We start from the raw sequence: 26884 nt of genomic DNA, 5'->3' as shown, positions 1-26884 counted from the left end.
CTCAATCTCCTCTACATCATCGAGAACAACGGCGTCTACGGCCTGACGAAGGGCCAGTTCTCGGCCTCCGCCGACATGGGCTCGAAGTCGAAGCGGGGCGTCCCGAACGAACAGCCCCCCATCGATCCGGTGCTGCTCGGACTCTCGATCGGCGCGACCTTCGTGGCCCGCGGCTTCTCCGGCGACAAGAACCAGCTCGTCCCCATCATCAAAGCGGGCATCCGGCACCCGGGTCTGGCCCTCGTCGATGTCATCTCGCCGTGCGTGACCTTCAACGACCACGTGGGGTCGACGAAGAGCTACGCCTACACGCGCGAGCACTTCCGCGAGGCGGTCGAGGCCGCGTTCGTGGCCCCCAAGGACTTCGTCCCCCCGGCGGACGAGATCACGGCCGACATAGGGTCCGCCGACGTGCGCGACGTCCGCATGCACGACGGCAGCGTGATCCGCTTCCGGCAGGTGGAGGGCGACTACGACGCGACGGACAGGGACGCCGTGTACGGCTACCTGCGCGAGCGGCAGAACGCGGGCGAGGTTCCGACGGGTCTCCTCTACGTGGACCCGGAGTCGAGGGACCTGCACGACGTGCTGGAGACGGTCGAGCGACCGCTGTGGAACCTCCCCTTCGAGGAGTTGTGCCCTGGAGCTGAAGCGCTGGACGCTCTGATGGAGAACTACCGATAGCCGCCGAGGAGCGGGCGGCCCGCCTCGAGGCGGTGCAGCCCGTGCTCCCGTCGCGGGACGTCGCCGCGGCGATCGGCTTCTACGTCGGACGGCTCGGCTTCGAACTCGCCTTCGCCGATTCGACTCGCGATCCGGGGTACGCCGGCGTGAGGCGGGACGGGATCGAGTTGCACATCCAGTGGCACGATGCGGAGGAGTGGTCCCGCGTGGAGCGGCCCATGCTTCGCTTCGTCGTGCCCGCGGTCGAGGACCTGTTCGACGAATACCGCGAACAGGGGGTCTTCCACGAGCGCACGACCCTGCGGCGGACGCCCTGGGGCACGCGCGAATTCGCCTTCTACGACCTCGACATGAACGGGCTCACCTTCTACCGAGGTCTCGCGGAGGGCGAGGCACCGGACCCGCCCGAGGGCGAAGACCTCTCCGACCGCTAGCCGTCGACGCGTGTCGTCCGGCCGCCCGGGTCACACACGTACCGGGACAGCTGTGCGCCGATCAGGGCGCCGACGACGGGCCCCCAAACGTAGGCGAGCGAGAAAGACCCGATCCCGAGGGCGACTGCCGGGTTGAGAACACCGTTCGATCCGTGGGCGGCCCACGAGATTCCCACGACGAGCGCCGCGCCGATGACGGCGCCGGTCAGCCGGTCGGGGATGCGGTCCAGGAAGACGGCCGCGATCGTGAAGGCGAGGAGTGCAGCCCCCAGCATCTCGGCCACGCCGGTGCCGGCGGACGCGTCCACGGGGAGCGGGACCGGATCTGCGAACAGGACGCTTCCGAGGGCGAGGGCCAGTCCGGCCCCCGCAAACTGCGCCGCAATGAACGAGCCGGCGTCCTTCGCCTCGATCTTCCCGATCGACCAGATGGCGATTGTGACCGCCGGGTTGAGCAGGCAGCCCGAGACAGGCCCGAGAAGGTGAACCAGAACCCCAAGCGTGAGTCCCGCCATCGCCGGGGCCGGGATAGGGAAACCCGCATTGTTGATGGAGATCACGGCGGAAAGCGTGAGCGCAAACGTGCCCACGAGTTCGGCGGCGACGGACCTCGGTCTCATGCCTTCCCCCTTGGCGATCGATCATCGTGCGGCACGGCGAGCCGCCACCGAAGCGGACTTCGGCGGCGGGGCGTAAGATCAGCGACGCCAGCATACGACGATCCCGTCGACGGGGGCCACTGCTTCACCGAGGAGTTCACATGACCTGGACCGCGCCCGAACACTGGCTTCGCATCGAGACGATCGACGCCCACACCGAGGGAGAGCCGCTGCGCGTCATCGTGGCGGGTTTCCCGGAGCTGGAGGGAGACACGGTCCTCGCCCGGCGGCGCGTCGCGCGGGCGGACCACGACGAACTCCGCCGGGCGCTGATGTGGGAACCGCGAGGGCATGCGGACATGTACGGCTGCCTCGTGATGCCTCCCGTGCGGTCCGGATCGGACTTCTCCGTCCTGTTCATGCACAACGAGGGCTACTCGACGATGTGCGGTCACGGGATCATCGGCGTGGCGAAGATCGCCGTCGAAGCCGGCTGGATCGACGGGTCGGGCAGGGAGCGGCCCGTGACGATCGACACGCCCGCCGGGCTCGTGCGCGCCACCGCCATCCTGGATCGCGAGCGGGTCCGGGAGGTTCGGTTCCTCAACGTGCCGTCCTTCGCGCCCGCGCTGGGGCGGGCCGTGGAGGTCGAGGGGCTGGGTACGGTGTCATACGACCTCGCCTTCGGCGGGGCCTTCTACGCCTACGTCGATGCAGATGCGCTCGGGCTCTCGCTCACTCCGGGCGGCGGCGCCGACCTCATCGAAGCGGGTCGCCGGATCACACACGCAGTATCTTCGTCCGCCGCGGATCACATCTCGCATCCGGACGATCCGGATCTCGGGTTTCTCTACGGCACCGTGTTCACGGGGGCGGCGGCCGACGCCGCACACCACTCGCGGCACGTCTGCATCTTCGCGGACGGGGAACTCGACCGAAGTCCGACCGGGACCGCCGTGAGCGGCCGCCTCGCCATCCTTCGCGCGCGCGGGGAGTACTCCGGCGATTCGGAGATCATCGTCGAGAGCATCATCGGCGGCCGGTTCAGCGGCCGCGTCGTGGACACGACGACAGTCGGCGGCCACGCGGCCGTCGTGCCGGAGGTCGGCGGCCGGGCCTGGGTTACGGGCCGCCACGAGTTCCTCGTCGATCCGGAGGATCCGTGGTGGGACGGCTTCCTCGTACGCTGAGCGGGTGCCCGCCGACGAGCTGGTTCTGAACCCCGGATCCGTCGCCTGCAGGAGGCAAGATGCCGCATATCGAGACGGTAGCTCCCGACGAAGCGGACGGGCTTCTCGCCCGCGAGTACGAGAAGGCCGTCCGCCGCGCGGGGCGCGTCTTCAACGTGATCGGCATCCAGAGCCTGAACCCGCCCGTGATGCGCGCCTCGATCCAGCTCTACGAGGCGTTGATGCTGGCGCCGGGACCGCTAGGGCGGGACGTGCGCGAGATGCTCGCGACCGTGACCTCGCGCGAACTCGACTGTTTCTACTGAACGGAGGCGCACGGAGAGGATCTCCGTCAGGCCACGGGAGATGACGAATTGGCGCGCGCGATCCGGATCGATTATCGGACGGCGGCGCTCGACGCGAAGACGCGCCGACTGATGGACTATGCGGTGGCGATCACGCGCGAGCCGACCTCCACCGCTCGTCGGGACATCGACGGGTTGCGGGAGGTCGGCTGGACTGACGCGCAGATCCTGACCGCGACCGAGATCGTCGGCTTCTTCAACTACTATGTGCGCATGGTCGAGGCACTCGGCGTCGAACCGGAGCCGGAGATGGAGCGGGACCCGGCCGTGTGGCCGGATCCCTGATCTCGGCCCGTCAAGCTCCTGCTAGCCGCCCGATCGGCGGACCGTGCCCCCGGATCGGGAGCTGCCGCTGGAGCGACGGACCGTGCCCCCGGATCGGGAGCTGCCGCTGGAGCGACGGACCGCGCCCCCGGATCGGGAGCTGCCGCCGGATCGGCGGACCGCACCCCCGGATCGGGAGCTGCCGCTGGAGCGGCTGACCGCGCCCCCGGATCGGGAGCTGCCGCCGGATCGGCGGACCGTACCCCCGGATCGGGACCCGCCGCTGGAACGGCTGACGGTGCCGCTCGACCTCGAAGGTCCGGAGGGCCGCGCCGCCGGCCGCGATGACCGCGGGGCGGATTGCCGGGTCACGGGTCTCGTCGTCGACGGCGGGCGCCGCACCACCGGCCGGGACGGCCTCGCCGTCGTGGGCCGCGCCGCCGGCCGCGCCGGCGCGGACCGCACGGTCGGCCTCGCCGGGGACGCGCGCTGCACGCCGCCGGAACCCGTGCGCGTCGTGGGCCGCACGGCCGGTCGTCTCACGGCGTCGGGCACATTCCGCTCCCGCGCCGTGGGCCGCCGGATCGCCGGGCGGGCGCCGGTCCCGGCCGCGGGCGGCGTCGCGCGCTGCACGCCGGTCCGCGTCGTCGCCCGTTGCACGCCGGTCCGCGTCGTCCCCTGAACGCCGGACCGCTCCAGCCGCAACGTACCGGCCTCCGGCGACCGCCTGGTCACGCGGACCGGCGCTGAGCCGGCCGTCCGCGAGTTGCCGCTCGTCGCCCCGGCGGTCGCGTCGCGCGGGCGGGCCGACCGCCCATCGCGCCCACGCAGCACGACGCGTTCGACCTCCCGCGGCAGACCCGCGCCGCGATCGATGAAGCCGTCCGCATTGACGGTCGTTCTCCCGTCACGCGACACCGCGCGCCGCAAGCTCGCCAGCGTTTGCGCGGGTCTCCGCTGCGCCTGGCGCCCGAGCAGGCGGGAGTCCGTCAGCAGCACGCCGCGCTCAACCGCCTTCCGTCCGCGCCCGAAGTTCGAACCGCCCACCGAGTAGAAGTGCTGTCGCCGGTGTCCGAGGCGGCCGTGCGGCAGGAAAGTCCAGTGCCGATAGCGCCCGAAGCCGCCCCCGATGTGTCCGTAGACCCCGAAGTGGAAGCCCCAGTCGCTCCCGTAGTAGTTCCGGTAGTGGCGCCAGTAGTAGCCCGAGGGAATCCAGCCCGCGTAGCTCGGGCCCCAGTACCAGTACACGTGCGCGACGGCGAAACGCTGTCCCGGGAACCAGATCCAGCCCCAGTCGGGATCGAGATCCCAGTACCCGTAGTGGTAGGGCACCCAGCCCCACGGTTCGTACGAGACCCAGAACATCCCGCTGGGTGTGTGTCGCCAGCGCCCGTGCCGGTACGGCGCCCAGCCCGTGGACACGCGCGGACGCCAGGCGACACCTGCTCCCACGTCGACCCACGACCCGTGTCCCTCGAGCGAAGACGCGGCGTAGTGGAGATCCGGCTCCACATGCGCCGTATACTCCCCGCCCGCGTAGTTGCCGAGCCCCTGACCCCATGCCTCCAGACGATCTAGACCCGGGGCCGCCGCGAAGCGGAGCCGGTCACCTCGCGCGCCCTCGACGAAGAGGCTCTCTCCGCGGCGGACCTCGGCGAGTTCCGTCTGTGTCGTGACTTCCGCCAGCCCCTCGCGCACGACGACCTCGCTGCGGCGCTCGTCGTCGACGACGATCAGGAAGGAACCGGCTCCCCGCGGCAGGATCGTCGCGTTCGGCGTGATTACGGAGGGCCACTCGGAGCCCGGTGGATTCGCGGCCACCACGAGCTGCAGCGATCCGCGCATGAGCTCGAGGATGGAGGCGGGGTCGTTCGTGTCCGCGGAGTTGGCGAGCGCGCGGAACAGAAGTTCTGCCCCGTCCCCGATCCGGACGAGGTTCCCGTCGGCGAGCACGATTTCGACGCGCGATTCACCGGAGGCGAAGATCCGGTCGCCGGCGAGGATGGGTTCGTTCACCGCGAGCTGGACGCGCTCCTGGGTGTCTCCCTGGATGAGCGTCGCGGACCCGTCGAGCGCGCGCAGGTATCCGTAGCTGCCGTCGATCCCGCTCTGCGCGATCGCGGCGTCATAATCGATCGGGGTCTCCGCCTCCTGGGCGGAGACCGGGGGCACGGCGAACGAGACGCCCCACGCCATCCCGACCGCCCACACCCGCCGCCGGCCCCGCAACCGCCGGGGCGCTCCGGAGTTTCCTGTCGCCTTTGCGAACCGCATCCCAAGCTCCCGTGTCTTCCGATCCCCGCCCCGGACGGCCGGTTCGCCGCCGGGACTGTCTTCAGACACTAGACGGTCCGCGGGCGAAGTCGGTCACTGGCAGCCACGGACCGCCGGGGCAGCCGGTCGATCAGGGGAGGTCTTCGATCCACTCGGCGATGAAAATGTTCGTGTTGCCCAGGTGGGATCCGTGCCGGTTCGATCCGAACACGAGATAACGGCCGTCCGGGCTGAACATGGGGAAGCTCTCGAAGTGCTCGCTGAACGTCACCTGCTCCAGCCCCGTGCCGTCCAGGTTCACGAGAAAGAGGTCGAAATTGCGGCTGCGGGGATCGTCCTCGTGCAGGTTCGAGGCGAAGATCACCTTCTCGCCGCTCGGGTGGAAGAAGGGGGCGAAGTTCGCGGCCTCGTTGTCCGTGAGACGCACCCGGTTCGAGCCGTCCACATCCATCACGTAGATGTCGAGCACGCCGGGCCGGACGAGCCCGTCGGCCAGGAGCGCCTGGTAGTCCGCGAGTTCCTCTTCGCTCTCGGGGTACCTCGCCCGGTAGACGATCTTCGATCCGTCCGGGGAGAAGAAGGGCCCGCCATCGTATCCGGGTTCGTTGGTGAGCTGCCGGACGTCGGAGCCGTCGGGATTCATCGTGTAGATGTCCAGGTCTCCGTCGCGCGTGGAGGTGAAGACGACCCGCGACCCGTCCGGAGAGAGGGTCGCCTCCGCGTCGTAGCCGGGACTCGAGAAGATCGGCTGGACGTCGGAACCGTCCGGGTTCGCCGTGTAGATGTCGAAGTCGTGGAGCGGCCACACGTACCCGCGCCGCATGTCCGGTGGCGGAGGACACTCGGGCGCCACGTGATGCGTGGAGCTGTAGATGATCCGCGAGTCGTCCGGGAAGAAGTACGAGCACGTGGTCCGGCCGAGTCCCGTCGAAACGAGCTTCCGGTCGCCGCCCTCGACGCCGATGGTGAAGATCTGGTCGCACTCGTATTCGCCCGCGTGGCGGCGCTGGAAGATCAGCCGCTGTCCGTCCGAAGAGTAGTATGCCTCGGCGTTCTCCCCCTCGAAGGTGAGTTGAGCCAGACTGGCGAAGCGCCGTTCTTCCGGGAGCGGATCGCGGCTCACGGCGGCGTTCTCCGCACCGTTCTCTACGCCGTCCTCAGGGGTCGCGGCCTCGGCTTCCTCTCCGGCGTTACCGGCGCAGGCCGTCGCGAAGAAGGCGGCCGCGAGCGAGACGGCGACGCAGGTCGGGGTGGATACGGATCCGAACTGTGCTGATTTCAAGGGAACCTCGGTCTTGCCGATCGGATGTCCGACGGCGCGCCCGCCGCCGCTGTGCTCCTCAGGCCCGGTTGGGCCGCGGGCTCACACGGTACGATTCACGCGCTCGCGCGGCCAGTTCCGGCGCGGCCAGGGCCGACGCGTCCCGTTTTCACGGGTTCAGTGGCGATACGTTGTAAGGACAGAGAACGACGGAGAAGGGGGATGGAGAGGTGGAGCCGAGGCGGATGACCACAGCTGCGCAGCCGGAACGGCGGGTGCACGACTGGTCCGAGCGGTTCGGTCCGGAATTGCAGCGCCACGTAGCCGGGATGCTGGGCAGCGCGGACGAGGCCCGGGATGTGGTGCAGGACCTGTGGGTGACGGCGCTCGGCGCGCGGCCCGAGGCGGGAGACGCCGTGAACATTCGGGCGTGGCTGTACCGGGTCGCGACCCGGCGGGCGCTCGACCGCCTGGCCATGCGCCGCCGGCGCTCCGAGTTGCTCGCGGCCCACTCCGGCGAGCTGCAGCCGAGGGCCCTTCCCGCGGCCGATGCGGCGCTGGGTCGGCTCTCCGAAGCCGCCGCGGCGCGCGTCCGGAGGGGGGTCGCGGAACTCCCGCGGCGGCAACGGGACGCCGTCTGGTTCCGCTGGATCGAGCAGTTGGATTACGCGACGATCGCCAGCCGGATGGGGGCCTCTCCCGAGGCTGTGAGAGCCAACGTCTACCAGGGGATGAAGAAGCTGCGCCGCGACCTCGCCGAGGTGTGGCGCGAAGAGGGGCCGATATGACTCGACGTTGCACGACCTGTCGCGAAGAAGACGTGCTCGCCTGGATCCTGGGCGACCTGGATGCGGACGCCGCTCTGAAGCTCGCCGAACGCATGGCGGCCTGCCCGGCCTGTCGGGAGCGTGCGGTGGCATACCGGGGCCTGCATCGCTCCGCGGAGCGCCTCCGAGACGGCCCGGTCATCCGCTGGCGCCGCTTCGATTCGCCCTTCGGCGCCATGCGCGTCGCGGCGAGCGCCGCCGGGCTGGTCGCGCTCTCGTGGCAGGACGAGAGCGACGCTGCGTTCGTCGCCGGCCTCGAACACCGGTACCCGTCGATCCCCGTGGTGCGCGACACCGACCGACTCGGCCCCGCGGAAGAGCAACTGACGGAGTACTTCGGCCGTCGCCGCCCTCGCTTCGATCTCTTCGTCGACCTCACGGGACTTGGCGACTTCCAGCGGGCCGTGCTGGACGCCGCCTCCGGACTCGAGTTCGGCGAGACCGTGACGTACACGGAGATCGCCAGGCGCATCGGCCGTCCGAAGGCATCGCGCGCGGTCGGCAACGCGCTCGGCCGGAACCCGATACCGATCATCGTGCCGTGCCACCGGGTCGTCCGGACCGACCGGACGCTCGGGGGATACACGGGCGGACTCCGCTACAAGCGCGCCCTCCTCGACATCGAGGGCCGGACCGATCTCCTCCACCCCCACGACCAGACCGAGATGCCGCTCGCCTGACCACCCGTGGACCCGCGGCGTACCAGGCCGACCCGTGGCGTACTGCTAGGCGGACTCCTCGACGAGCTGGATCAGGCGGCGCAGGCCGAGGCCTTCGGGGCCGCCGACGCGGACCCGCAGCGTCCGGCGGTCGCATTGGCCGAGGGCCTCGATGTCCCCCAGCGCCTGGGCCCGGATCAGTTGACGGAAGGTGAAGTCCGTCTCGGGGACGTGGACGTGCTCGCCCGCATCGTCGACGAGCTGAAGGAAGACGCCGTTGTCCGGCCCCCCCTTGTGCAGTTGTCCGGTCGAATGCAGGAAGCGGGGGCCGTGGCCCAGCGTGGTCGTCGCCCCCGTGGCCGCGGCGAGGGCCGCCCGCAGCGTCCCGAGCAGCCCCTCCTCCGCCTCGCCTCCCGCGAGGAACGCCTGTACGGCGATGTAGTCCGTCGAGGCCACCGCGGACACGAAGTCCTCCAGCCGCTCGCGGATCCCATCCAGGTCGGGGGGCACGGGCGTTCGGGGCGGGGCGTGTCCGAACTGAGGCACCTCCCAGACGAGGTCGATCTCATCCGCATCGGTGACCGTCTCGTTCTCCGTCGGCTCCGCATCCGGCCCGCCGTCGCCCGCCATCGCCCGACGCGCCAGGCGCTTGGCGAGCTGTACGTCGGGCTGGTTGAAGGGCTGGATGCCGAGAGCCGCTCCGGCCATGGCCACGCCCACCTCCCAGACGAAGAAGAGGGCGCCGAGTTCCTCGGGCCGTTCGAGCTGGATGCGCAGCGTCGGGTGGCCGGCCGCCTGGAGCGCGTCGAGGACGTCCGGCGTCTCGTCGGCTTCTCCCCATTGCTCCGCTTCGCGCGCCGCGTCACCGCCGAGGAGCAGGCCGACGAAGACCCGGTCCTCGCCGTATTCGTCCGGCGGCCTCGGCGGCTCGGCGACGACCGGGACGATGCCCCGGCCCTCCTTGCCGGTGCTCTCGGCGAGGAGTTGCTCCGCCCAGTCCGGAAACGCCTCCCAGTCGGACGCCGCGAGGAAGGTGACCTTGTCGCGCCCCGCGAGCGCGAGTTCCCCCAGCGCCGCCCCGAGGAGGAAGCCCGGGTTGAGGTGGGCCTCGTCCTTGCAGGCATCCGCGGCCTCGGCCGCCTCCGCGAGAAGAGCCGGGACATCGGCGCCCGCGAGCGCCGCCGGCGCCAGGCCGAAGGGGCTGAGGGCCGAGAAGCGGCCCCCCACGTCGGTGGGTGCCTCGAACACGGCGCGGAATCCCCGCTCGCGGCCAAGTTCGGCGAGGGGAGACCCGGGGTCCGTGACCGCGATGAAGTGTGCCCCGGGATCTTCCACGACTTCTGCGGTACGCGACCAGAAGTGGCGGAAGAGCGAGAGCGTCTCGACGGTCGTGCCCGACTTGCTGGAGACGACGAAGATGGTGTTCGCGGGGCGCAGCCACTCCAGGTCGCGGAGCGCACCGGGGTGCGTGGTGTCCACGAGCGTGAGCGGCAGCCCCTCGCCCGGCATCGTCCGCGCGATCACCTCGGGCGCGAGGCTCGATCCCCCCATGCCGAGCAGCACGAGATCGGTGAACCAGAAGGGCACGCTTGCGCGTAACTCCTCGAGCGGGCCGAGCCCCGCGGGAGACGTCTCCGGAAGGTCCAGCCAGCCGAGCCGGTCGGCCAGTTCGGGCGTGTCCGCGTCCGCGCTCCACAGCGCCGGATCCCGCCGCCAGAGCCGCGCCACCGCGTCCTCGGCGTCCCATTCCCGGAGGCGGCGCTCCACACCCTCCGTGTGGGCGCCGGCGGAGAGGTCGATCTCGATCATCGTCCCAGGCGTTTCAGGCGGCTCAGAAGAGCCCGACCACGCTCCCGTCCTCGACGATCCGGATCCCCTCCGCGGCGGGCACGCGCGGGAGGCCAGGCATCGTCATGACGGTGCCCGCCCTGGCCACGACGAAGCCCGCCCCCGCCGAGGGACGCACGTCCTGAACCGTGATTCGGAAGCCGGTCGGCCGTCCGAGGCGCGCCGGGTCGTCGCTCAGGCTGTTCGGCGTCTTCGCGATGCAGACCGGCGTGTCCCCGAGCCCGGCCGCCTCGAGTTGCCGGATGTCCTTCGAAGCGCGCGCCGCATAGTCCACCCCGTCCGCTCCGTACACCTTCCGCGCGATCGCCTCGATCTTGTCCCGGATCGAAGCCCTGGCATCGTACTTCGGCGCGAAGGCGGCCGTCCCCGCGTCGAGCGCTGCCAGGACCGCGCGGGCCAGATCCTCGCAGCCGGCGCCGCCCAGCGCGTGGCCATCGGAGCGAGCCCAGGGCGTGCCCAGCTCCTCGCACGCTTCGGCCACCGCCGCGACCTCCTCGTCGGAGTCCGTCGCGAACACGTTGATCGCCACCACCGGCTCGATGCCGAAGCCGCGGATGTTCTCGACGTGCGCGCCGAGGTTTGCGAGCCCGCCGCGGACCGCGTCGGGATCCGGCGTCGAGAGCGCGGTGCGGTCGCCCCCGCCGTGCAGCTTGAGGGCGCGGATCGTCGCCACGAGCACGGTGGCCTCCGGGTTCAGTCCGCCCGTCCGGCACTTGATGTCGAAGAACTTCTCGGCCCCGAGGTCCGAACCGAACCCCGCCTCCGTGATCACAATGTCGCCGAAGGCCAATCCGGCCCGCGTGGCCATGAGCGAATTGCAGCCGTGGGCGATGTTCGCGAAGGGCCCGCCGTGGACGAAGGCCGGCGTGCCCTCCAGCGTCTGAACGAGGTTCGGTCCGATCGCCTCCCGCAGCAGCAGGGTCATGGCGCCCGCCACGTTCAGTTCGCGCGCCCGCACCGGCTCCCCGCCGTAGTCGTACCCCACGATGATGCTGCTCAGCCGCTCCTCCAGATCCTCAAGGCTGGCGGCGAGGCAGAAGATCGCCATCACCTCCGAGGCCGCCGTGATCATGAAGCCATCCTCGCGCGGCACCCCGTTGATCCGGCCCCCGAGCCCGACGACGATGTTCCGCAGCGCCCGGTCGTTCATGTCGACGGCGCGCCGCCATGTGATCTGGCGCGGGTCGACCCCGAGCCGGTTCCCCTGCTGCAGGTGGTTGTCCAGCGCCGCCGACAGGAGCGCGTGCGCCGACGTGATCGCGTGCAGGTCCCCCGTGAAGTGGAGGTTGATGTCCGCCATCGGGATCACCTGCGAGTATCCCCCGCCGGCGGCGCCGCCCTTGACGCCGAACACCGGGCCCAGGCTCGGCTCGCGAATGCAGAGCACCGAGTTGGCCCCTACGCGGCGCAGACCGTCCGCGAGTCCCACGGAGACGGTCGTCTTGCCCTCGCCCGCCGCCGTCGGGGTGATGCCGGTGACGAGGACGAGCCGGCCCGAGCCGGGCTCACGCTCGAAGATGGACTCCGGGCCGACCTTCGCCTTGTAGTGGCCGTATGGCACGAGTTCATCGAGGCCCAGCCCGATCTTCGCCCCGATCTCCCCGATGGGCCGTGGCGTCGCGGCCTCGGCGATCTGTACGTCCGTGAGCATCCGTGTCATCCCGCTAAGGTTCGATGAGGTTGCCGTGAGCCGTTCCCCGGAAGGGATTCGGGGTGCGTCGGCGTATTTCCGAGCGGAGACTCTACCGCTCGCGCCGCCCGTGGAAAACCGTACCCGCGTATCGCGCCTGCCGTGAAGCCCCTTAACCCGCCGGGGCGGCTGACCCTCGCGGCGCCGGCGGCTCCGGCCTGCGGAGGACGAGGCCGACGACGAGAACCGCCAGCGTTCCCACGACGTTGTACCACAGCCATGCGATCTCCGTGAAGCGCGACACGGCGAGTACGGCGAGCATCGAGAAGATCAGCCCGTAGAAGGCGCCCGCGGCCGTCGCCCGCTTCACCAGGAAGGCGAGGAGGAACACGCCCAGGAGCGCGCCGTAGAAGATCGAGCCGACTTCATTCACCGCTTCGACGAGCGATCCCAACTGGCCTGCATAGAGCGCGAAGAGCACGGCAAATCCGCCCCACCCCAACGTGGCGAGCCGCGACACGAGCAGATAGTGGGCGTCCGTCCCCTCCGGTTTCACGTACCTCCGATAGAAGTCGATCACCGTGGCGCTGGACAGGGCCGTGAGTTCGGAGTCCAGCGAAGACATCGCGGCCGCGAAGATGACGGCGATCAGCAGTCCCAGGATACCGGCGGGGACATAGGAGATGAGGTAGGACGGGAAGACATAGTTCACATCGTTCGACGAAGACCCGCGCACCTCGGACACGAGCGATTTGGACGCCTCCCTCAACCGCGCCAGTTCGTCATCGTACCCCGCGATCCGGCCCTGCAGCGCCGCGGGGTCGTCGCCGGCGCGGCGAGCCTCCAGCACCGCCAGGGTGCTTTCGCGGCGCAATTCGTGCGTCCGCTCGTGCTCCGCCTCCAGCTCGGCGAAGGTGCCGGCGCGGGGACTTTCCCGGACCATGGCGGCCTCCGCCGAATTGAAGACGAGCGGGGGACGCTCGAAGTGATAGAAGACATAGAGGAGAACGCCGATGGCGAGGATGAAGACCTGCATCGGAACCTTGACGAAGGCGTTGAAGATGAGGGAAAGGCGGCTCTGGCGGAGTGAACTCGCCGTGAGATAGCGCTGGACCTGGCTCTGGTCGGTCCCGAAGTAGCCCAGGGCGAGAAAGAGTCCTCCAATGAGTCCGGACCAGAGCGTATAGCGATTCGTCGGGTCCCACGAGAGGTCGATGCTGCGCCACATCTCATGGATCCCGCCGATATACGCCACGTCGCCGACGCCCACGCCCTCCGGCAGCGTCGAGAACAGCACCGCGATCGCGATCCCGATCCCGGCGAACATGACGATCATCTGCAGCACGTCCGTCCAGATGACGGCCGTGATGCCTCCCATGATCGTATAGGCCATTGTGATCAGTCCCATGACGAGAATCGTCACGCGCTCGTCCCAGCCCATGATGACGGAGAGCACGATGGCCGGGGCGTAGAGGACGATCCCCGCCGAGAGTCCGCGCGACACGAGAAAGAGAAAGCTCGTCAGCGACCGGGTTCTGGGGTCGAAGCGGCGTTCGAGGTACTCGTAGGCGGTGAAGACCTTCGAGCGATAGAAGAAGGGGACGAATACGACGCAGAGGATGACCATGGCGATCGGCTGGCCCAGGTAGAACTGGACGAACTCCATGCCGTCGTCGAAAGCCTGTCCGGTCGTGCCAATATACGTGATCGCGCTCGCCTGCGTCGCCATCACGGAGAGGCCGATGGCGCCCCAGCCCAGCCGGCGGTTGGCGAGAAAGAAGCCTTCGACGCCGCGGTTCCTCCGGCTTTGCCGCCAGGCGAAGGCGACGACGGCGCCGAAATAGACGGCGAAGACGACCCAGTCGAGGCCGCTCACGGCACTCCGTCGAAACTGCTCACGGCACTCCGAAGTCGAGCAGACGCGTGGCGAGATAGAGGAGAAGGATGAGTCCGGCAGTATAGACGATCACCGACACATACAGAGCGCGCCAGCTACGGAAGGGACCGATCCGGCCCTCGTTCTCGTCCCGGTGCTCCGTCACTGGGCGGCGATCTCGCGCCAGCGGCTCCCGTCGAGAGAGAGCAGGTTCGCCCACAGACGAAAGGCGCCCGGCACCCCCGCGCGCAGTTGCCGGAAGAAGGAAAGCGACGTGTGAATGTAGAGTCCGCGACCCACCGGGGCGGCGAGCAGGCTGCCGCGACTCGGCGGTTCTCCCGTGTCGGCCATTTCCAGCGGCGCCTGGTATCTTTCGTCCCACGCATCGGGGAAATACAGCCCGCGCTCCTGGACCCAGCCTTCGAAGTCGGCCGGGCCGAGACGGTTGGGCTCGAGGAGCACCGGCGCAGCCGGGTCGGCGAGCGTCACGGCGGCGTCCTCCTCCGTGACGCGGGGGGCGGGGCGGCCGATCGAGATCGGGTACGGTGCGTACGCCCCCTGGTTGAACTCGTAGCGGTTGTACTGGACGACGACGGTGCCTCCGCGCTCCGCCCACGCAAGCAGTTCCGGGTTGGCCGCGATGAGGTCCTCGCGCACCTCGTAAGCCCGGATCCCGAGCACGATCGTGTCGAACCCGTCGAGCCTATCGGCCTCCCAGTCCTCCGGTTCGATGAGTTCGACGTCGAGCCCGAGCTGCCGGATGGCTTCGGGCCCGTCGTCGCCGGAACCCATCACGTATCCGATGCGCCGGTCCGCGACCCGAACGGGGAAGCGCACGATGCGCACGGCGGCGTCGCCGGTCAGGAGCCGCGGCTCGATGTGCGGATAGTCGATCATCGTCGCGTGCGTGGCGGGAACCTCGGCTCCGGCGATCCGGATGCGCGGCCGCGCGAAGAACTCCCCTTCCGCGTCTCCCGCAGGAGGCTCGACCGTGAAGCCCACCGTCCGGACCGCTCCTTCTCCGGCGAGTTCGAACGCCGTCGTCTCGGGTGCCGCGCGCCATCCGGGCGGCAGATCGAGCTCGATCTCCCCCGCCGTCACGTCCCGGGCGAAACTCGAGATCCGGAAGGCGATGACGCGTGACCCCGGACGGTTGCCGGGCCAGATCAACGTGGGCGCCGTCGCCGCCACCGATATGCGGGGCGCCACCTGCAGCGGCCGCCAGCTTTCTCCCGTAACGCCATCCACGTCCCGATGACGCACCGGATCCGCGACCTCGACGTCGAATCGTTCGCCCGCCGCCGACACGACCGCCGCCACGCGGCCGAGCAGGGGAGGCGGCCGGAAGGGGAGCGCGCGCAGGCCGGGCTCCGCAGGCCATTGATACAGGTCGCCGTCCCGCGGATGTTCAAGGAACCACGGAGAGGCCGGCGGCGCGTCCGCGGGCACGGTGACGGCATAGCGCCACAGCCCGAGTTCCCCCGGCTCGATCCGCGCCCGGGCCGCCGGGTCGAAGACGACCTCCGGCTGGCGGAAGAAGCGAGCGAAGGGGCCCGCATCGTCGGGCTCCGTCTCGACGTCCGGGCCGATGCTCTCCACCGACCACCCGGGGGGCGCCTCGATGAGGGGTGGGGCGAGTTCCAGGGCCGCCCCGGCCCCACTCGAGACGCGCGCCTCGACGAGTACGGTCTGCCCCGGGACCAGGACATCGTCCCGCGCCCGCAGTTCGATCCGTACTCCGGCCACCGCGAGGATCGCCCGCATCAGCAGGCGCGCGCGTCGGTCGAGTTCGCGTCGCAGCTCACTCTCCCCCGCGGGGGGCGCGCCGGCGCGGAGCCGCTCCAGTCGCCGCAGCGCCTCGGCGAGGAAGGGCAGGGCGGTCTCCGGCCTCGTCGCGCTGAGCGAGCCGCCGGCGCGGCCGACAGCCTCCCGGTACGAACCGAGATCCGCCCGCGCGGTCTCGTCGAGCTCGGCCGCCAGAGTTGCCAGCGTCGTGTCGATCCCCGCCAGCAGCGGCTCCGTCGGAGAGCCGCCAACCCGCGAGGACACGAGCGAGAGCCGTGTGGTGCGGGGACCGAGCGGCAGGGCCGTGCCGAAGTCCTGCGAGCGGTGCTGGCTGCGGCTGTCCATCGCGACCTGGTGGTGCGTGAGGCCGAACAGGGGATCGAGGGCGCCCGTCTCGATCTCGATCGCGGTGGCGCCCAGTTCGAAGAGGGGGCGGCGGTACAGCTTCAGCGGCGCCCAGGGCGCCACTCCCGCCGCGACCTGTTCCGGGAACCGCGTCGCGTCTCCGGCGGCGTCGAAGGCCTCTCGCGTGAGCAGGCCGGATACCTGGTGGTGCCCGTGGCCGTCCCGTTCCGTTCCGCTCCACATCGAGACGAGCACATGGGGCCGGAAGCGCCGGATGGTCCACACCAGATCGGAGAGGACGCGCTCGCGCGGCCACTTCGTGAACGTCTCCTCCGCCGTCTTCGAGTAGCCGAAGTCGAACGCGCGGCCGAAGAACTGCTGCGCCCCGTCGATCGTGCGGGCAGCCAGCAGTTCTCCCGAGCGGATGATGCCGAGTCCCGCGCCGAGTTCCGTGCCGATGAGATTCTGCCCCCCCTCGCCTCGCGTGAAGGAGAAGTAGGCGGCCTCCACGCCCCAGCCGCGCGCGAGCGTGGTCAGCAGGGCGGTATCTTCGTCGTCCGGGTGCGCCGCCACGACGAGGACCCTCTTCACTCCATCGAGCTGCCGGAGGATGAGTCCCGCTTCGATCGCGCCCGGGAGACGCGACCCCTGGGCGAACGCGACCGCCGGGAGCAGACACCACGCCAGGAGGGCGATCGCGGCGGACATCGATCGAGGTTGCATGGGCGGGAAGCTACGCCCACGCGGTGGTCGCAGAAAGCGGGGGTCCGCACATCTATCGTCTACTCTACAGTTGACGCGCAGTGCACCGCGGGAGATTATGGTTCATTACACACCGCAAACATGCGTCCGCGGCATCTATGGTCCGGCGCACCGCTCCGCAGGAGGAGGCATAATGAACGAGAACGTGATGGAATTCATAGAGCTGGAGTTGAAGAAGGACCCCGGCGTCTCGAACGCGACGCTCTTTGCAGGAGCGAAGCTCATAGACAAGACCATCGGGAAGCTGAACCCGAGGCAGTTCCACGCGAAGTATCCGCTGCAGGTCAAGCGTCGTCTGGCCGGAGCCGGCCCGGGGCGCGCGGTTCGGGCGCCGGCCAGAGCGAAAGCGGCGCGGCGACCGCGTGCCTCGAAGGGCGCTGCGGATGCGGTGCTGGCATACGTGACGCGCGTGCTCAAGAGGAACCCCGGCGTGAAGAACGCGGAGTTGTTTGCGGGGGCCTGCGAGATCGACGCCTCGGTGGCCGAGTTGTCGCCCCGACAGTTCCATGCGAAGTACCCGCTCCAGGTGAAGCGGCGCCTTGCCGCCGCGGAGGCTCCGAAGCCCGCCGCGCCAGCGGTCGCGGAGCCCGCACCGGCGGTGGCGGAGCCCGCACCGGCCGCTGCACCTCCGGCCCCCGCGGCCGAAGCCCCGGCGATGGGAGGCGGGGACGCGGCGGCGGTCCGTGGACTGCTCCTCAGTTTGGTGAGAGAGCTGGCCAACGCCGAGACGCAGGCCGAGACGATCGAGGTCATGGCGCGACTGGACGGCTATGTGAACGACGTCATGCAGGCGGCTCGAAGCTGAGCCCCGGCGACCGGCCGGCGCCGCGCCGGCGGTCCGCTTCGCCGCAGTGCCCGGGAGCCCGGCGTTCGCGCGTCGGGCTCTCGTGCGTTCTCTCCGCGGCCGTCGCCGTGGCGGTGGCGATTCCGGCCGAGGGGCAACTCAAGCGCGACGCCCTCGTGCAGCCGGTGGGAGGCGCGCGGTCCGGCGAGGTCCTGCTCGGCGTCGGGGTCTCGCGTACCGCGAACGCCGACTTCCCGCTGGCGGGGCTCGGGGGGGATCTGACGGCCTTTCCCGAACTCCACGCCGCCTGGGCGATCGGACCGCGCGTCGTGTTCGAACTGAAGGGCGCGGCCCGGAAGATGCTCTCCATCGAGACGCGCGATCCGGTCCCTTCCATCGAGCTCGACCCTTCTCTCGCCGAGGGTACTTCCCGGGATGTGGGCGACTTCGAACTCGCGGTGTCGTTCGCGCCCATCGGCGGAGCCACGGGGTTCTCGGCGGGGGGGCATCTGGGCGTGAGGCTCCCGAACTCCGACGAAACCCGGGGGATCGGGCTCAACACGACGGACATCACGATCGCGGCCCTCTTCTCGTGGGGTTCGGCTCGCTGGCGCGCCACGGGCTGGTTCGGCGTCGGCATCCTGGAGGTACCGGTCGAGCCCTTCGAGCAGAACGACGCGTTCGCCTACGCATTCGAAGCGCTGTGGGACGCCGCCCCCGGCTGGCGGCTCTCCGTCGGGGCCCGCGGGCGGTCCAGTACAAGAAGCGTGTCGCCGCCGGGCACGGGCGACCTCGGCGAACTCCGGGCCACGGTGGAGTGGAGACGGGGACCGGTGTCCGTCGACGGCGGGTTCGGGCACGGAACGACCGAAATGAGCGGCGACTGGAATATGCGCGCGGGCGTTGCCTGGACGCTTGCCGGGAATCGGTAGGCGGCACATCGTCCGTCCCCCGAACAGGCCCGGGCGCGAGTCCGGGAGCTACCCCGCAAGGAGGAACGTCATGAGCGAAGCGAAGCCCCGGCACTTCCGCTGGGACGAGTTGCCGTGGGAGCGCGTGACCGGGCAGTTGGGCCGGCGCATGGTGACGGGAGACCGGGCCATGATCGCGCAGGTCCTGCTCGAGGAGGGCGCGGTCGTTCCCACGCACTCGCACGAGAATGAGCAGTTCACATACATCCTCGAGGGCGCGCTGCACTTCTGGCTGGGCGAGGACGGGCGCGACGAAGTCGTCGTACGGGCGGGCGAGATCCTCCATATTCCCTCCCACGTCCCACACAAGGCCGTCGCGCTCGAAAAGACACTGGATCTCGACATTTTCTGTCCCCCCCGTGCGGACTGGCTCGACGGGACGGACTCCTACTTTCACGACACGGACGACTGATGGACCTCGGGATCGCGGGCCGCGTCGCCCTCGTGGCCGCCTCGTCGAAGGGGCTTGGCCGCGCCGTGGCGGAGGAACTGGCCGCCGAAGGGGCGCACCTGCTGATGTGCGCGCGCGGGGAGGCGGCGCTCGCGGAAGCCGCGGCCTCCGCCGACGCACGCGGGCCCGGCGATGTCGTCGGGATCCCGGCCGATCTGTCGGACCCCCGGGCGGTGGCCGGCCTCGTCGAAGCGGCAATGACCCGCTTCGGACGCGTGGACATCCTCGTGAACAACGCGGGCGGGCCCCCGGCGGGGGAGTTCGAGGACCACGACCGGGCGGCGTGGAAGGCGGCCGTACGCCTCAACCTCGAGAGCGCTCTCGATCTCACCCGCGCCGTCCTGCCCGGCATGAAGGAGCGCGGCTGGGGGCGGATCCTGAACATCACGTCGGTCGCCGTAAAGGAACCGGTGGACGGCCTGATCCTCTCCAACAGCGTCCGCGCCGCCGTGACCGGATTCGCAAAAACCCTTTCGAATGAGGTCGCTGCGTTCGGCGTGACGGTGAACAATGTGCTCCCGGGCTTCACGCGCACCGCGAGGCTGGAGCAACTGGCCGCCGTGCGCGCCGAAGCCGGGGGCATCTCGACCGACGAAGTGGAGGCGGGGTGGAACGCCGCGATCCCCGCAAGACGTCTCGGCGACCCGCGCGAGTTCGCCGCAGTCGTGGCGTTCCTCGCCTCCGAGCGTGCCAGCTACGTGACGGGCGTTTCCATCGCCGTCGACGGGGGCCGCACGCGGTCCCTCCAGTGACCCCCGGGGCCCGGCGGTCATCGGAGGGCGGCGCCGGCCCGGCCGCCGCCGCGGCGCTGGGTGCCGCCGGGGCGCTGTGCGGGGCGCTCTGGCTGTGGGTGGGCGAGGCGCCCCCGGGGATGTCGCCGCCGCGGGAGGCTCGGCAGGAGGCCTCTCCCTGCACGCCCGGCGCGGAGCAGGGGGAAGCGGCGAGCCCCGACCTGTACTGCATGGCTCTGTTCCCGACGCCCCGCGTCCCGGACGCGACCGGCACGGTCGAGTTGCGCCGTCCCCCGGGGCCGTTCTCGGTGGGGGTGACGCCGGACGGACGGCTCCTGTACGACGCCGTGATCTCGACGGAGCTTCCGCCCCCGTCCACGCTCGGTCCGTACGACCGTTACGTCGCCTGGGCGTCGACCCAGGTGCTCTGGCCCATCGAGCGGCTCGGGGAGGTTCCGGCGCGCGGGCGCGCCGAGGTGGGGCAGGTCGAATTCAACAAGTTCCTCATCCTGGTCACGGCGGAATCCGGCGCGGAATCCGGCGCGGAACCCGGCGCGGCCGGGGGACTGGGCCCGGAGCCCGAGGGTCCCTACGTGCTGCGAGCACAGTCGCCTTCCAGCCGCATGCAGCCCGCCGACTTCCTCGAGTTCGCGCTGGGCGCCTCGCGGACCCCCCCCGGCGAGATGGCGATGGACGACGCGTGGGGCGGCGTGCCGATGCCCGAAGGGGTCATGATGCTCCCGTCGCTCATGGAGCTGCGGCCGGACGTGCAGCCCTGGCTGCCGGGAGACGGCTGGGAAGGCGAGATCGTCGACGCCCGCCCCCGCGAGCTGATCGAACTTGCCGACGGCGACTCGCTCGCCCTCGACGCCGTCTACGTGCGCCGCCGCATCGGCAGCCGCGAACTCCTGGGTTACGGCTTCAACGGACAGATCCCCGGGCCCCTCCTCTGGGTCCCCGAGGACGCGACGGTCACGATCGGCTTTACGAACCGCATCGACTGGCCGACCGCGATCCACTGGCACGGACTGCGGCTCGACAACCGCTTCGACGGCGTCCCGGGCCTGACGCAGGAGATCGTGGCCCCCGGCGAGAGCTTCCGCTACACAGTGCACTTCCCCGACCCCGGCCTCTACTGGTACCACCCGCACCACCGCGAGGAAGTCCAGCAGGACCTGGGACTGGCCGGCAACCTCATGGTCCGGTCAGAAGATCCCGACTATTTCAGTCCCGTCCACCGCGAGGAGGTCGTGATGCTCGACGACTTGCTCCTGGGCGAGCACGGGATCGTCCCCTTCGGTCTCGAGCGCGCCACCCACGCGCTCATGGGCCGCTTCGGCAACACCATGCTGGTGAACGGGAGGCCCGACTACGCGCTGGACGTGGAGCGCGGCTCGGTCGTCCGTTTCTACTTCACGAACGCGTCGAACACGCGGACGTTCAACCTCTCCTTCGGCGGAGCGCCCATGAAGCTCGTGGGCGCCGACGTGGGCAACTTCGAGCGGGAGGAATGGGTCGAGAGCGTGATCATCGCGCCGGCGGAGCGTTACATCGTGCACGTCGCCTTCCCCGAGAGCGGGAGATACCCCCTTCTGAACCGGGTGCAGGGGATCGACCACATCGGCGGCAGCTTCTTCCCGGAGGAGGACACGCTGGGCGTCGTTCGCGTCGGCGCGGCCGACGCCACGCCGGATCTGAGCGCGACTTTCGAGGCGCTGCGGGAGAACGTGCGCGCGCGCGACGAGATCGCGCCCTACCGCCCCCTCTTCGACCGGCCGGTGGACCTCACCCTGGAACTCGACATGTCGACGCGCGGCCTCCCGCTCGTCGTCGAGCGTCTCATGCAGGTGGACTCGGCGTACTTCCACCCGGTCGAGTGGTCGGGAACGATGCCGATGATGAACCTGATCTCGACGCCCGAAAACGTGTCGTGGACGCTGCGCGAGCCCTCCACGGGGCTCGAGAACGAGGCGATCCGGTGGACCTTCCGGGTGGGCGACGTCGTCAAGTTGAGGATCCGGAGCCGCCGCGAGACGCTGCACCAGATGCAGCATCCGATCCACATCCACGGCCAGCGCTTCCTCGCCCTCGCCACGAACGGCGTGCCGCACGACAACCTCGCCTGGAAGGACATGGTGGTCGTCCCCGTGGGCGGTTCGGTCGACCTCCTGCTCGAACTCTCGAACCCCGGCCAATGGATGCTGCACTGCCACATCGCCGAGCACCTGGAGGCGGGCATGCAGATGGTGTTCACGGTGGAGCCGTGACGCGGTACGTTTTGGGGCCCTGAACGGCCCAACTCACAGGAGTCTCCCATGAGAAAGTTCATCGCGGCCCCCGTCGCGCTCGCGGCCCTTCTCGCTCCGGCTCACCTGTCCGGACAGTCCGCGGCCGAACTCGGCGACGCGACCTCCGAGTTCGTCTCCATCGCCGGGCCGACGGTCGCCCTCACCGGCGTCAAGGTCATCGACGGGACCGGGTCCGGCGCCCGGACGAACCAGACCGTCGTGATCGAGGGGAACCGGATCGCCGCCGTGGGTCCCGCCGGCGCGGTAGAGATCCCGCCGGGCGCCGAGGTCCGCGAACTGCCGGGGCACACCGTGATCCCGGGGATGATCGGGCTCCACAACCACATGTTCTTCATGGGCGCCGGGGGCCGGATGGCTCAGGGCAACATCTCCTCCCCGCGCCTCTATCTCGCGGCGGGAGTCACGACGATCCGCACGACGGGCAGCGTCTCGCCCTACGCGGACCTCAACGTCAAGTCGAACATCGAGCGCGGGCTGGCGCCGGGACCCCGCATGCACGTGACCGCGCCGTACGTCACGGGGCCCAACCCGGCCCTGGGCGACATGGCGCAGGTGAACTCGCCCGAGGAAGCGCGCCGCTTCGTCCGCTACTGGGCCGGGGAGGGCGCCTCCTGGATCAAGGCGTACACGACGATCCGCCGCGCCGAACTCGCCGCCGTCATCGAGGAAGCGCACGCGCAGGGCCTCCGGGTCACGGGGCACATCTGCTCGATCACCTTCCAGGAAGCCGTGGATATGGGGATGGACAACATCGAGCACGGCTTCGGGACGGCGACGGACTTCGATCCGCGCAAGCAGCCGGACGAGTGTCCGCCCAACTCGATGGTCACCGTGGGAGAGGAGGGGGACCCGACGGGGGAGATTGCGCGGGCGCTGATCCTCTCCATGGTCGAGAACGACGTCGGGATGACCTCGACGATGGCCGTGATCGAGCCCATGACGAAGGGACGCGCCGTCCTCGACGAGCGTACGCTCGAGGCGATGGCTCCCGAGGTGCGGGAGGATTACCTGGAGACGGTCGACGCGATCGAGGCGAACCCGGAGTGGCCGATGACGGAGGCGCACCTCCAGAAGCACATGGCGTTTGAGCGCGGCTTCGTCGAGGCCGGGGGCGTGCTCGCGGCGGGCGTGGACCCGACGGGGATCGGGGGCGCCATCGCGGGCTTCGGAGACCAGCGCAACTACGAGCTTCTCATCGAAGCGGGTTTCGACGCCTCCACGGTCGTCCGGATCGTCAGCGCGAACGGTGCCCGCATCATGGGCGTGGACGACGAGCTTGGAACGATCGAGGCCGGCAAGCTTGCGGATCTCGTCGTGCTCCGGGGCGACCTCGAGTCAGACGCCGCGATCATCAGGAACGTGACCGTCGTGTTCAAGGACGGCGTGGGCTACGACTCCGAGAAGCTCATCGACTCCGTGAAGGGGATGGTGGGGATTCGGTGACCGAGGGATCCGACGACAAGGGACCCGTCGAGGGAGGAATGAAGGAATGAAGATGTCCAGAGTGCTCGCCGCCTTCGCGGCTGTCGCGACCGTGCTTGCCGACCCCGTGGCCGCGCAGAGCTACGGTCGCCTGTCCGAGGAAACCCGCGCCTATGTCGCCGTGCGGGGGCCGACCGTGGCGCTCGAACACGTCCGCGTGATCGACGGCACCGGCGGGCCGGTCCTCGAAGACCAGACCGTGCTGCTGCGCGACGGACGCATCGCCGCCGTTGGCCCCGCCTCGTCCATCGCCGTGCCGGAGGGCGCGGATCGTCACGACCTGGGCGGCCACACCGTGATCCCCGGGATGGTCGGCATGCACGACCATCTGTTCTACACCTCCGTCGGGGGGCGGCGCGTGCAGCTCGGGTACAGCGCGCCGCGGCTCTACCTCGGTTCCGGCGTCACGACGATCCGCACGACCGGGAGCTTCACTCCCTACGCGGATGTCCACCTGAAGGACGCGATCGACCGCGGCGATTCGCCCGGCCCCCGCATCCACATCACGGCGCCGTACATCACCGGCTCGACGGGCTCGCCCCACCAGGCCCGCATGACCTCTCCCGAACAGGCGCGGCGTTTCGTCGAATACTGGGCGGAGGAGGGAGCCACGTGGGTTAAGGCGTACACGTCCATCGGGAGCGCTGAACTGGGGGCGGCGATCGAGGAGGCGCACCGCCTGGGCCTCCGCGTCACCGGACACCTGTGTTCGGTGAGCTTCCAGGAAGCCGTCGCGCTCGGGATCGACAACCTTGAGCACGGGATGCTCACGGCGTCCGATTTCGTGCCGGAGAAGGAGCCGGACCGTTGTCCCGGCAACGTCATGCAGCGGGCCGGCAGTTCAGACCCCACGGGGCCCATCGCGATGGAGACGATCGAGGCGATGGTGGAGGCGGGCGTGGGGCTCACCGCCACGCTCTCGGTCTACGAGGCGTTCTTTCCCGACCGCGACGTCGTGGACGAGCGGACCCTCGAGCTGATGGCTCCGGACCTCCGGGACGCCTACCTGGACGAGCGCGGGCGCATCCAGGAGATGGGACCGGATCCCGAGAACTTCCAGAACGAACTGCGTTTCGAGAAGGCGTTCGTCGACGCCGGCGGGTTGCTCGCCTCGGGCGTCGATCCCACGGGCAACGGCGGTGCGCTCCCCGGCTTCGGGAATCAGCGGAACTTCGAGCTTCTGCTCGAGGCCGGACTCACGCCGGCGCAGGCGGTGCAGGTGGTCAGCGCCAACGGCGCGAAGATCCTCGGCGTGGATGACGAACTCGGCACCGTGGAGGCCGGGAAGCTGGCCGACCTCATCGTTCTGGCCGGCGACCCCGGGAGCGATCCGAGCGCGATTCGGGCGGTCCGCTGGGTGTTCAAGGACGGCGTGGGGTACGATTCCCAGGAGCTGATTCAGGCGACGCGGGGCCTCGTCGGCGTCCGCTGAGCCGAGCGTCGACCCCTGAGTCCCGCGTCGATTCCATGACTCCCGGGCCGATCCGATGACGGACGGCGGAACGTACCGTCCCGTTCCGCTGGCGACGTTCACGCGGCGCGGAGAGGAGGAGATGTTGCGTCGCGCGCAGGCCTTTCGCGACGAAGTGCGACGGCGCCGGACGGTCCGCGAATACTCCGACGAGCCCGTTCCCGAGGAGGTCATCGACGCCTGCATCGAGGCGGCGGGGACGGCCCCCAACGGCGCGAACCGGCAACCGTGGCACTTCGTCGTCGTGCGCGACGCCGAGGTGAAGCGCCGGATCCGAGTGGAAGCGGAGAAGGAGGAGCGGGACTTCTACGAGCATCGCGCACCGGCCGCGTGGCTCGAAGCGCTCGCCCACCTCGGAACGGACGAGCACAAACCCTTCCTGGAGACGGCGCCTGTCCTCATCGCGATCTTCGCGGAGAGTTACGAAGTGCGCGGCGGGGAGAAGCTCAAGAACTACTACGTAACGGAGTCCGTCGGCATCGCCACCGGGATCCTCATCACGGCGCTGCATCACGCGGGGCTCGCCACCCTCACCCACACCCCGAGCCCCATGGGCTTCCTGAACGAGGTCCTCGACCGCCCCCGCAACGAGCGGCCCTTCCTGCTGCTCGTCGTGGGCTATCCGGCGGACGACGCGCTCGTCCCGGACATCACGAAGAAGCCGCTGGACCGCATCGCCTCCCGCCGCTAACCCGCGCCGGGGGACTGGCTGGCGCCGGAGGGCTGCCCGGCTCCGCCGGCCCGTCCGCCGCGTGCGTCGAGGAACCGCCGGGCTCTCCGGCGGGCCGCGTGAAGCGGCGATTCTCCGGCGGCGGCCGCCTCCTCGAAGAGCTCTCGCAGTGACGACCCGATCTCCTCAACGCGGGCCCGGAGCCGGGCCTCGTCCCGCTCGCCTTGGTGGATGGCGGCGAAGGCGACCGCCCCGCCGGCGTTGATCACGTAATCGGGGGCGTAGAGGATCCCGCGTGCGCGCAGCCTTTCCGCGTCGGCCTCCGAGAGGAGCTGGTTGTTCGCGGAACCGGCGACGATCCCGCAGCGCAGGCGGGGGATCGTGTCCGGATTCAGCGTCGCCCCGACGGCGCAGGGCGCATACACGTCAACGTCTACGTCCCAAATGTCCTCGGCGGGGATGACGGTCCCCCCGAAGCGTGTCTGCGCCCGCCTGGCGGCCTCCCCGCGCAGATCCGTCAGGTGGAGCGTCGCCCCGGCCTCGGCCAGAAGCCCGGCCAGCGGGAAACCGACATCGCCGAGCCCCTGGACAAGCACGGAGCGGGCGCCGAAATCCGCCTCGCCGAACCGGTGCTCGAGCGCGGCCCGGATCTCGGCGAACACGCCGCGCGCGGTGTACGGTCCCGGGTCGCCCGGCTTCCCGTCCACGAGGCCGACGGCGTACCCGGAGATGGCGCCGATGCGAGCCATGTCCTCCGGGGTCGTGCCCATGTCGACGCCGGTCTGGAAGGCGCCGCGGAGCGAGACCAGACGCGCCGCATATCGATCGACCAAGCCTGCGCGGGCCTCGTCGCTCAGGTCGTCCGGGACGGCGATCACCGCCTTGCCGCCCCCGAACCGAATGCCCACGCCCGCCCATTTCCACGTCATGCCCTCGGCGAGGCGCATGGCATCGATCAGGCCGTGCAGGGGCGTGGGATAGGAGGCCATCCGGGTGCCTCCGGCGGCCGGCCCCAGCCGCGTATCGTGCAGCGCCACGAAGATCCAGGCCCCGGTGGCGGAGTCGAACGCGGTGACGACGGACTCGCCGTCCCACGCCTCCGTGACATCGAGAAAGCCGCGCGTCATACCCTCTCCGTATTCGACTCGTGTGCAATCGCGTGCGTGAGCGCGGTGAGACTATCGCGCGCTGCCCGCCCGGGCGACATTGGGAACATGTGGGGCGCGATCGCGT

24 protein-coding genes are annotated in these 26884 nt (G+C 70.1%); 15 read left to right on the top strand and 9 right to left on the bottom strand.

Features of this window, described 5'->3' with window-relative positions:
* The coding region (locus OXN85_13535) for a thiamine pyrophosphate-dependent enzyme (protein ID MCY3600983.1) at nucleotides 1–684 on the top strand (684 nt) is incomplete at its 5' end.
* A gap of 41 nt (nucleotides 685–725) precedes the next feature.
* On the top strand, nucleotides 726–1118 hold the full coding sequence (locus OXN85_13530; protein ID MCY3600982.1) for a VOC family protein: 393 nt from the start codon (nucleotides 726–728) through the stop codon (nucleotides 1116–1118).
* Here the strand turns inward: OXN85_13530 and OXN85_13525 are convergent.
* Complete coding sequence (locus OXN85_13525) at nucleotides 1115–1738, bottom strand: aquaporin (GenBank protein MCY3600981.1); 624 nt, start codon at nucleotides 1736–1738, stop codon at nucleotides 1115–1117. The two genes, OXN85_13530 and OXN85_13525, sit on opposite strands and share 4 nt — an antisense overlap.
* Nucleotides 1739–1878: 140 nt before the next feature.
* Here OXN85_13525 and OXN85_13520 point away from each other — a divergent pair, with 140 nt between their 5' ends.
* From OXN85_13520 to OXN85_13510, 3 genes are read left to right on the top strand one after another with little or no spacing between them, the layout of a single operon-like run.
* Nucleotides 1879–2907, top strand: coding sequence for a proline racemase family protein (locus tag OXN85_13520; GenBank protein ID MCY3600980.1), 1029 nt, complete (start codon nucleotides 1879–1881; stop codon nucleotides 2905–2907).
* A 59-nt stretch (nucleotides 2908–2966) separates the two neighbouring features.
* Nucleotides 2967–3212: a hypothetical protein gene (locus OXN85_13515; protein ID MCY3600979.1), complete on the top strand. Its 246-nt coding sequence runs from the start codon at nucleotides 2967–2969 to the stop codon at nucleotides 3210–3212.
* A 48-nt stretch (nucleotides 3213–3260) separates the two neighbouring features.
* Nucleotides 3261–3536, top strand: a complete 276-nt coding sequence (locus tag OXN85_13510; protein ID MCY3600978.1) for a peroxidase — start codon at nucleotides 3261–3263, stop codon at nucleotides 3534–3536.
* 21 nt (nucleotides 3537–3557) lie between these two features.
* Here the strand turns inward: OXN85_13510 and OXN85_13505 are convergent, their stop codons facing one another.
* Nucleotides 3558–5789, bottom strand: a complete 2232-nt coding sequence (locus OXN85_13505) for a FecR domain-containing protein (GenBank protein MCY3600977.1) — start codon at nucleotides 5787–5789, stop codon at nucleotides 3558–3560.
* Nucleotides 5790–5919: 130 nt separating this feature from the next.
* Nucleotides 5920–7071: a hypothetical protein gene (locus OXN85_13500; protein MCY3600976.1), complete on the bottom strand. Its 1152-nt coding sequence runs from the start codon at nucleotides 7069–7071 to the stop codon at nucleotides 5920–5922.
* A gap of 224 nt (nucleotides 7072–7295) precedes the next feature.
* On the opposite strand from OXN85_13500, the gene OXN85_13495 reads away from it, so the two are divergent.
* Both OXN85_13495 and OXN85_13490 read left to right on the top strand, forming a co-directional pair.
* Complete coding sequence (locus OXN85_13495) at nucleotides 7296–7838, top strand: RNA polymerase sigma factor (GenBank protein ID MCY3600975.1); 543 nt, start codon at nucleotides 7296–7298, stop codon at nucleotides 7836–7838.
* On the top strand, nucleotides 7835–8557 hold the full coding sequence (locus OXN85_13490; protein MCY3600974.1) for a methylated-DNA--[protein]-cysteine S-methyltransferase: 723 nt from the start codon (nucleotides 7835–7837) through the stop codon (nucleotides 8555–8557). The genes OXN85_13495 and OXN85_13490 overlap by 4 nt, the downstream gene beginning before the upstream one ends.
* A 45-nt stretch (nucleotides 8558–8602) precedes the next feature.
* Here the strand turns inward: OXN85_13490 and OXN85_13485 are convergent, their stop codons facing one another.
* The 5 genes from OXN85_13485 to OXN85_13465 all read right to left on the bottom strand — a co-directional run bounded on the left by OXN85_13485 (nucleotide 8603) and on the right by OXN85_13465 (nucleotide 16743).
* Nucleotides 8603–10345 (bottom strand): transaldolase, encoded by a 1743-nt coding sequence (locus OXN85_13485; GenBank protein MCY3600973.1) that lies wholly within the window; start codon nucleotides 10343–10345, stop codon nucleotides 8603–8605.
* 22 nt (nucleotides 10346–10367) lie between these two features.
* Nucleotides 10368–12035 (bottom strand): formate--tetrahydrofolate ligase, encoded by a 1668-nt coding sequence (locus tag OXN85_13480; GenBank protein ID MCY3600972.1) that lies wholly within the window; start codon nucleotides 12033–12035, stop codon nucleotides 10368–10370.
* Between the two features lie 151 nt (nucleotides 12036–12186).
* Complete coding sequence (locus OXN85_13475) at nucleotides 12187–13890, bottom strand: sodium:solute symporter (GenBank protein MCY3600971.1); 1704 nt, start codon at nucleotides 13888–13890, stop codon at nucleotides 12187–12189.
* Nucleotides 13891–13909: 19 nt separating this feature from the next.
* Complete coding sequence (locus OXN85_13470) at nucleotides 13910–14056, bottom strand: hypothetical protein (protein ID MCY3600970.1); 147 nt, start codon at nucleotides 14054–14056, stop codon at nucleotides 13910–13912.
* Nucleotides 14053–16743, bottom strand: a complete 2691-nt coding sequence (locus OXN85_13465) for a PIG-L family deacetylase (protein ID MCY3600969.1) — start codon at nucleotides 16741–16743, stop codon at nucleotides 14053–14055. Before OXN85_13465 ends, OXN85_13470 begins: the two co-directional genes overlap by 4 nt.
* A 172-nt stretch (nucleotides 16744–16915) precedes the next feature.
* Between OXN85_13465 and OXN85_13460 the strand changes: the two genes are divergently transcribed.
* The 8 genes from OXN85_13460 (at nucleotide 16916) to OXN85_13425 (ending at nucleotide 25672) form a co-directional block, all read left to right on the top strand.
* Nucleotides 16916–17587 carry a hypothetical protein gene (locus OXN85_13460; protein ID MCY3600968.1) on the top strand — a complete coding sequence of 224 codons (672 nt, stop codon included), beginning with the start codon at nucleotides 16916–16918 and terminating at the stop codon, nucleotides 17585–17587.
* Between the two features lie 107 nt (nucleotides 17588–17694).
* Entirely contained in the window at nucleotides 17695–18498 is an 804-nt protein-coding gene (locus OXN85_13455) for a hypothetical protein (GenBank protein ID MCY3600967.1), read from the top strand.
* Between the two features lie 70 nt (nucleotides 18499–18568).
* A complete protein-coding gene (locus OXN85_13450) occupies nucleotides 18569–18949 on the top strand; it encodes a cupin domain-containing protein (GenBank protein ID MCY3600966.1) in 381 nt (126 codons plus the stop codon).
* Nucleotides 18949–19740, top strand: a complete 792-nt coding sequence (locus OXN85_13445; GenBank protein MCY3600965.1) for an SDR family oxidoreductase — start codon at nucleotides 18949–18951, stop codon at nucleotides 19738–19740. Before OXN85_13450 ends, OXN85_13445 begins: the two co-directional genes overlap by 1 nt.
* A complete protein-coding gene (locus tag OXN85_13440) occupies nucleotides 19737–21986 on the top strand; it encodes a multicopper oxidase family protein (protein MCY3600964.1) in 2250 nt (749 codons plus the stop codon). Before OXN85_13445 ends, OXN85_13440 begins: the two co-directional genes overlap by 4 nt.
* 48 nt (nucleotides 21987–22034) lie before the next feature.
* Nucleotides 22035–23471 carry an amidohydrolase family protein gene (locus OXN85_13435; protein ID MCY3600963.1) on the top strand — a complete coding sequence of 479 codons (1437 nt, stop codon included), beginning with the start codon at nucleotides 22035–22037 and terminating at the stop codon, nucleotides 23469–23471.
* A 46-nt stretch (nucleotides 23472–23517) separates the two neighbouring features.
* A complete protein-coding gene (locus OXN85_13430; GenBank protein MCY3600962.1) occupies nucleotides 23518–24942 on the top strand; it encodes an amidohydrolase family protein in 1425 nt (474 codons plus the stop codon).
* A gap of 55 nt (nucleotides 24943–24997) precedes the next feature.
* The gene (locus OXN85_13425) at nucleotides 24998–25672 is read left to right on the top strand and encodes a nitroreductase family protein (protein ID MCY3600961.1); all 675 of its coding nucleotides are present in this window, start codon (nucleotides 24998–25000) and stop codon (nucleotides 25670–25672) included.
* Here OXN85_13425 and OXN85_13420 read toward each other — a convergent pair.
* The gene (locus OXN85_13420) at nucleotides 25669–26778 is read right to left on the bottom strand and encodes a hypothetical protein (GenBank protein ID MCY3600960.1); all 1110 of its coding nucleotides are present in this window, start codon (nucleotides 26776–26778) and stop codon (nucleotides 25669–25671) included. The genes OXN85_13425 and OXN85_13420 overlap by 4 nt on opposite strands.
* Nucleotides 26779–26884: the final 106 nt, after the last annotated feature.

This window comes from Candidatus Palauibacter australiensis, assembly GCA_026705295.1.
Lineage (GTDB): Bacteria > Gemmatimonadota > Gemmatimonadetes > Palauibacterales > Palauibacteraceae > Palauibacter > Palauibacter australiensis.
Note: the sequence above shows the minus strand (reverse complement) of the source record. Positions and strands in the feature narration are given on the sequence as shown.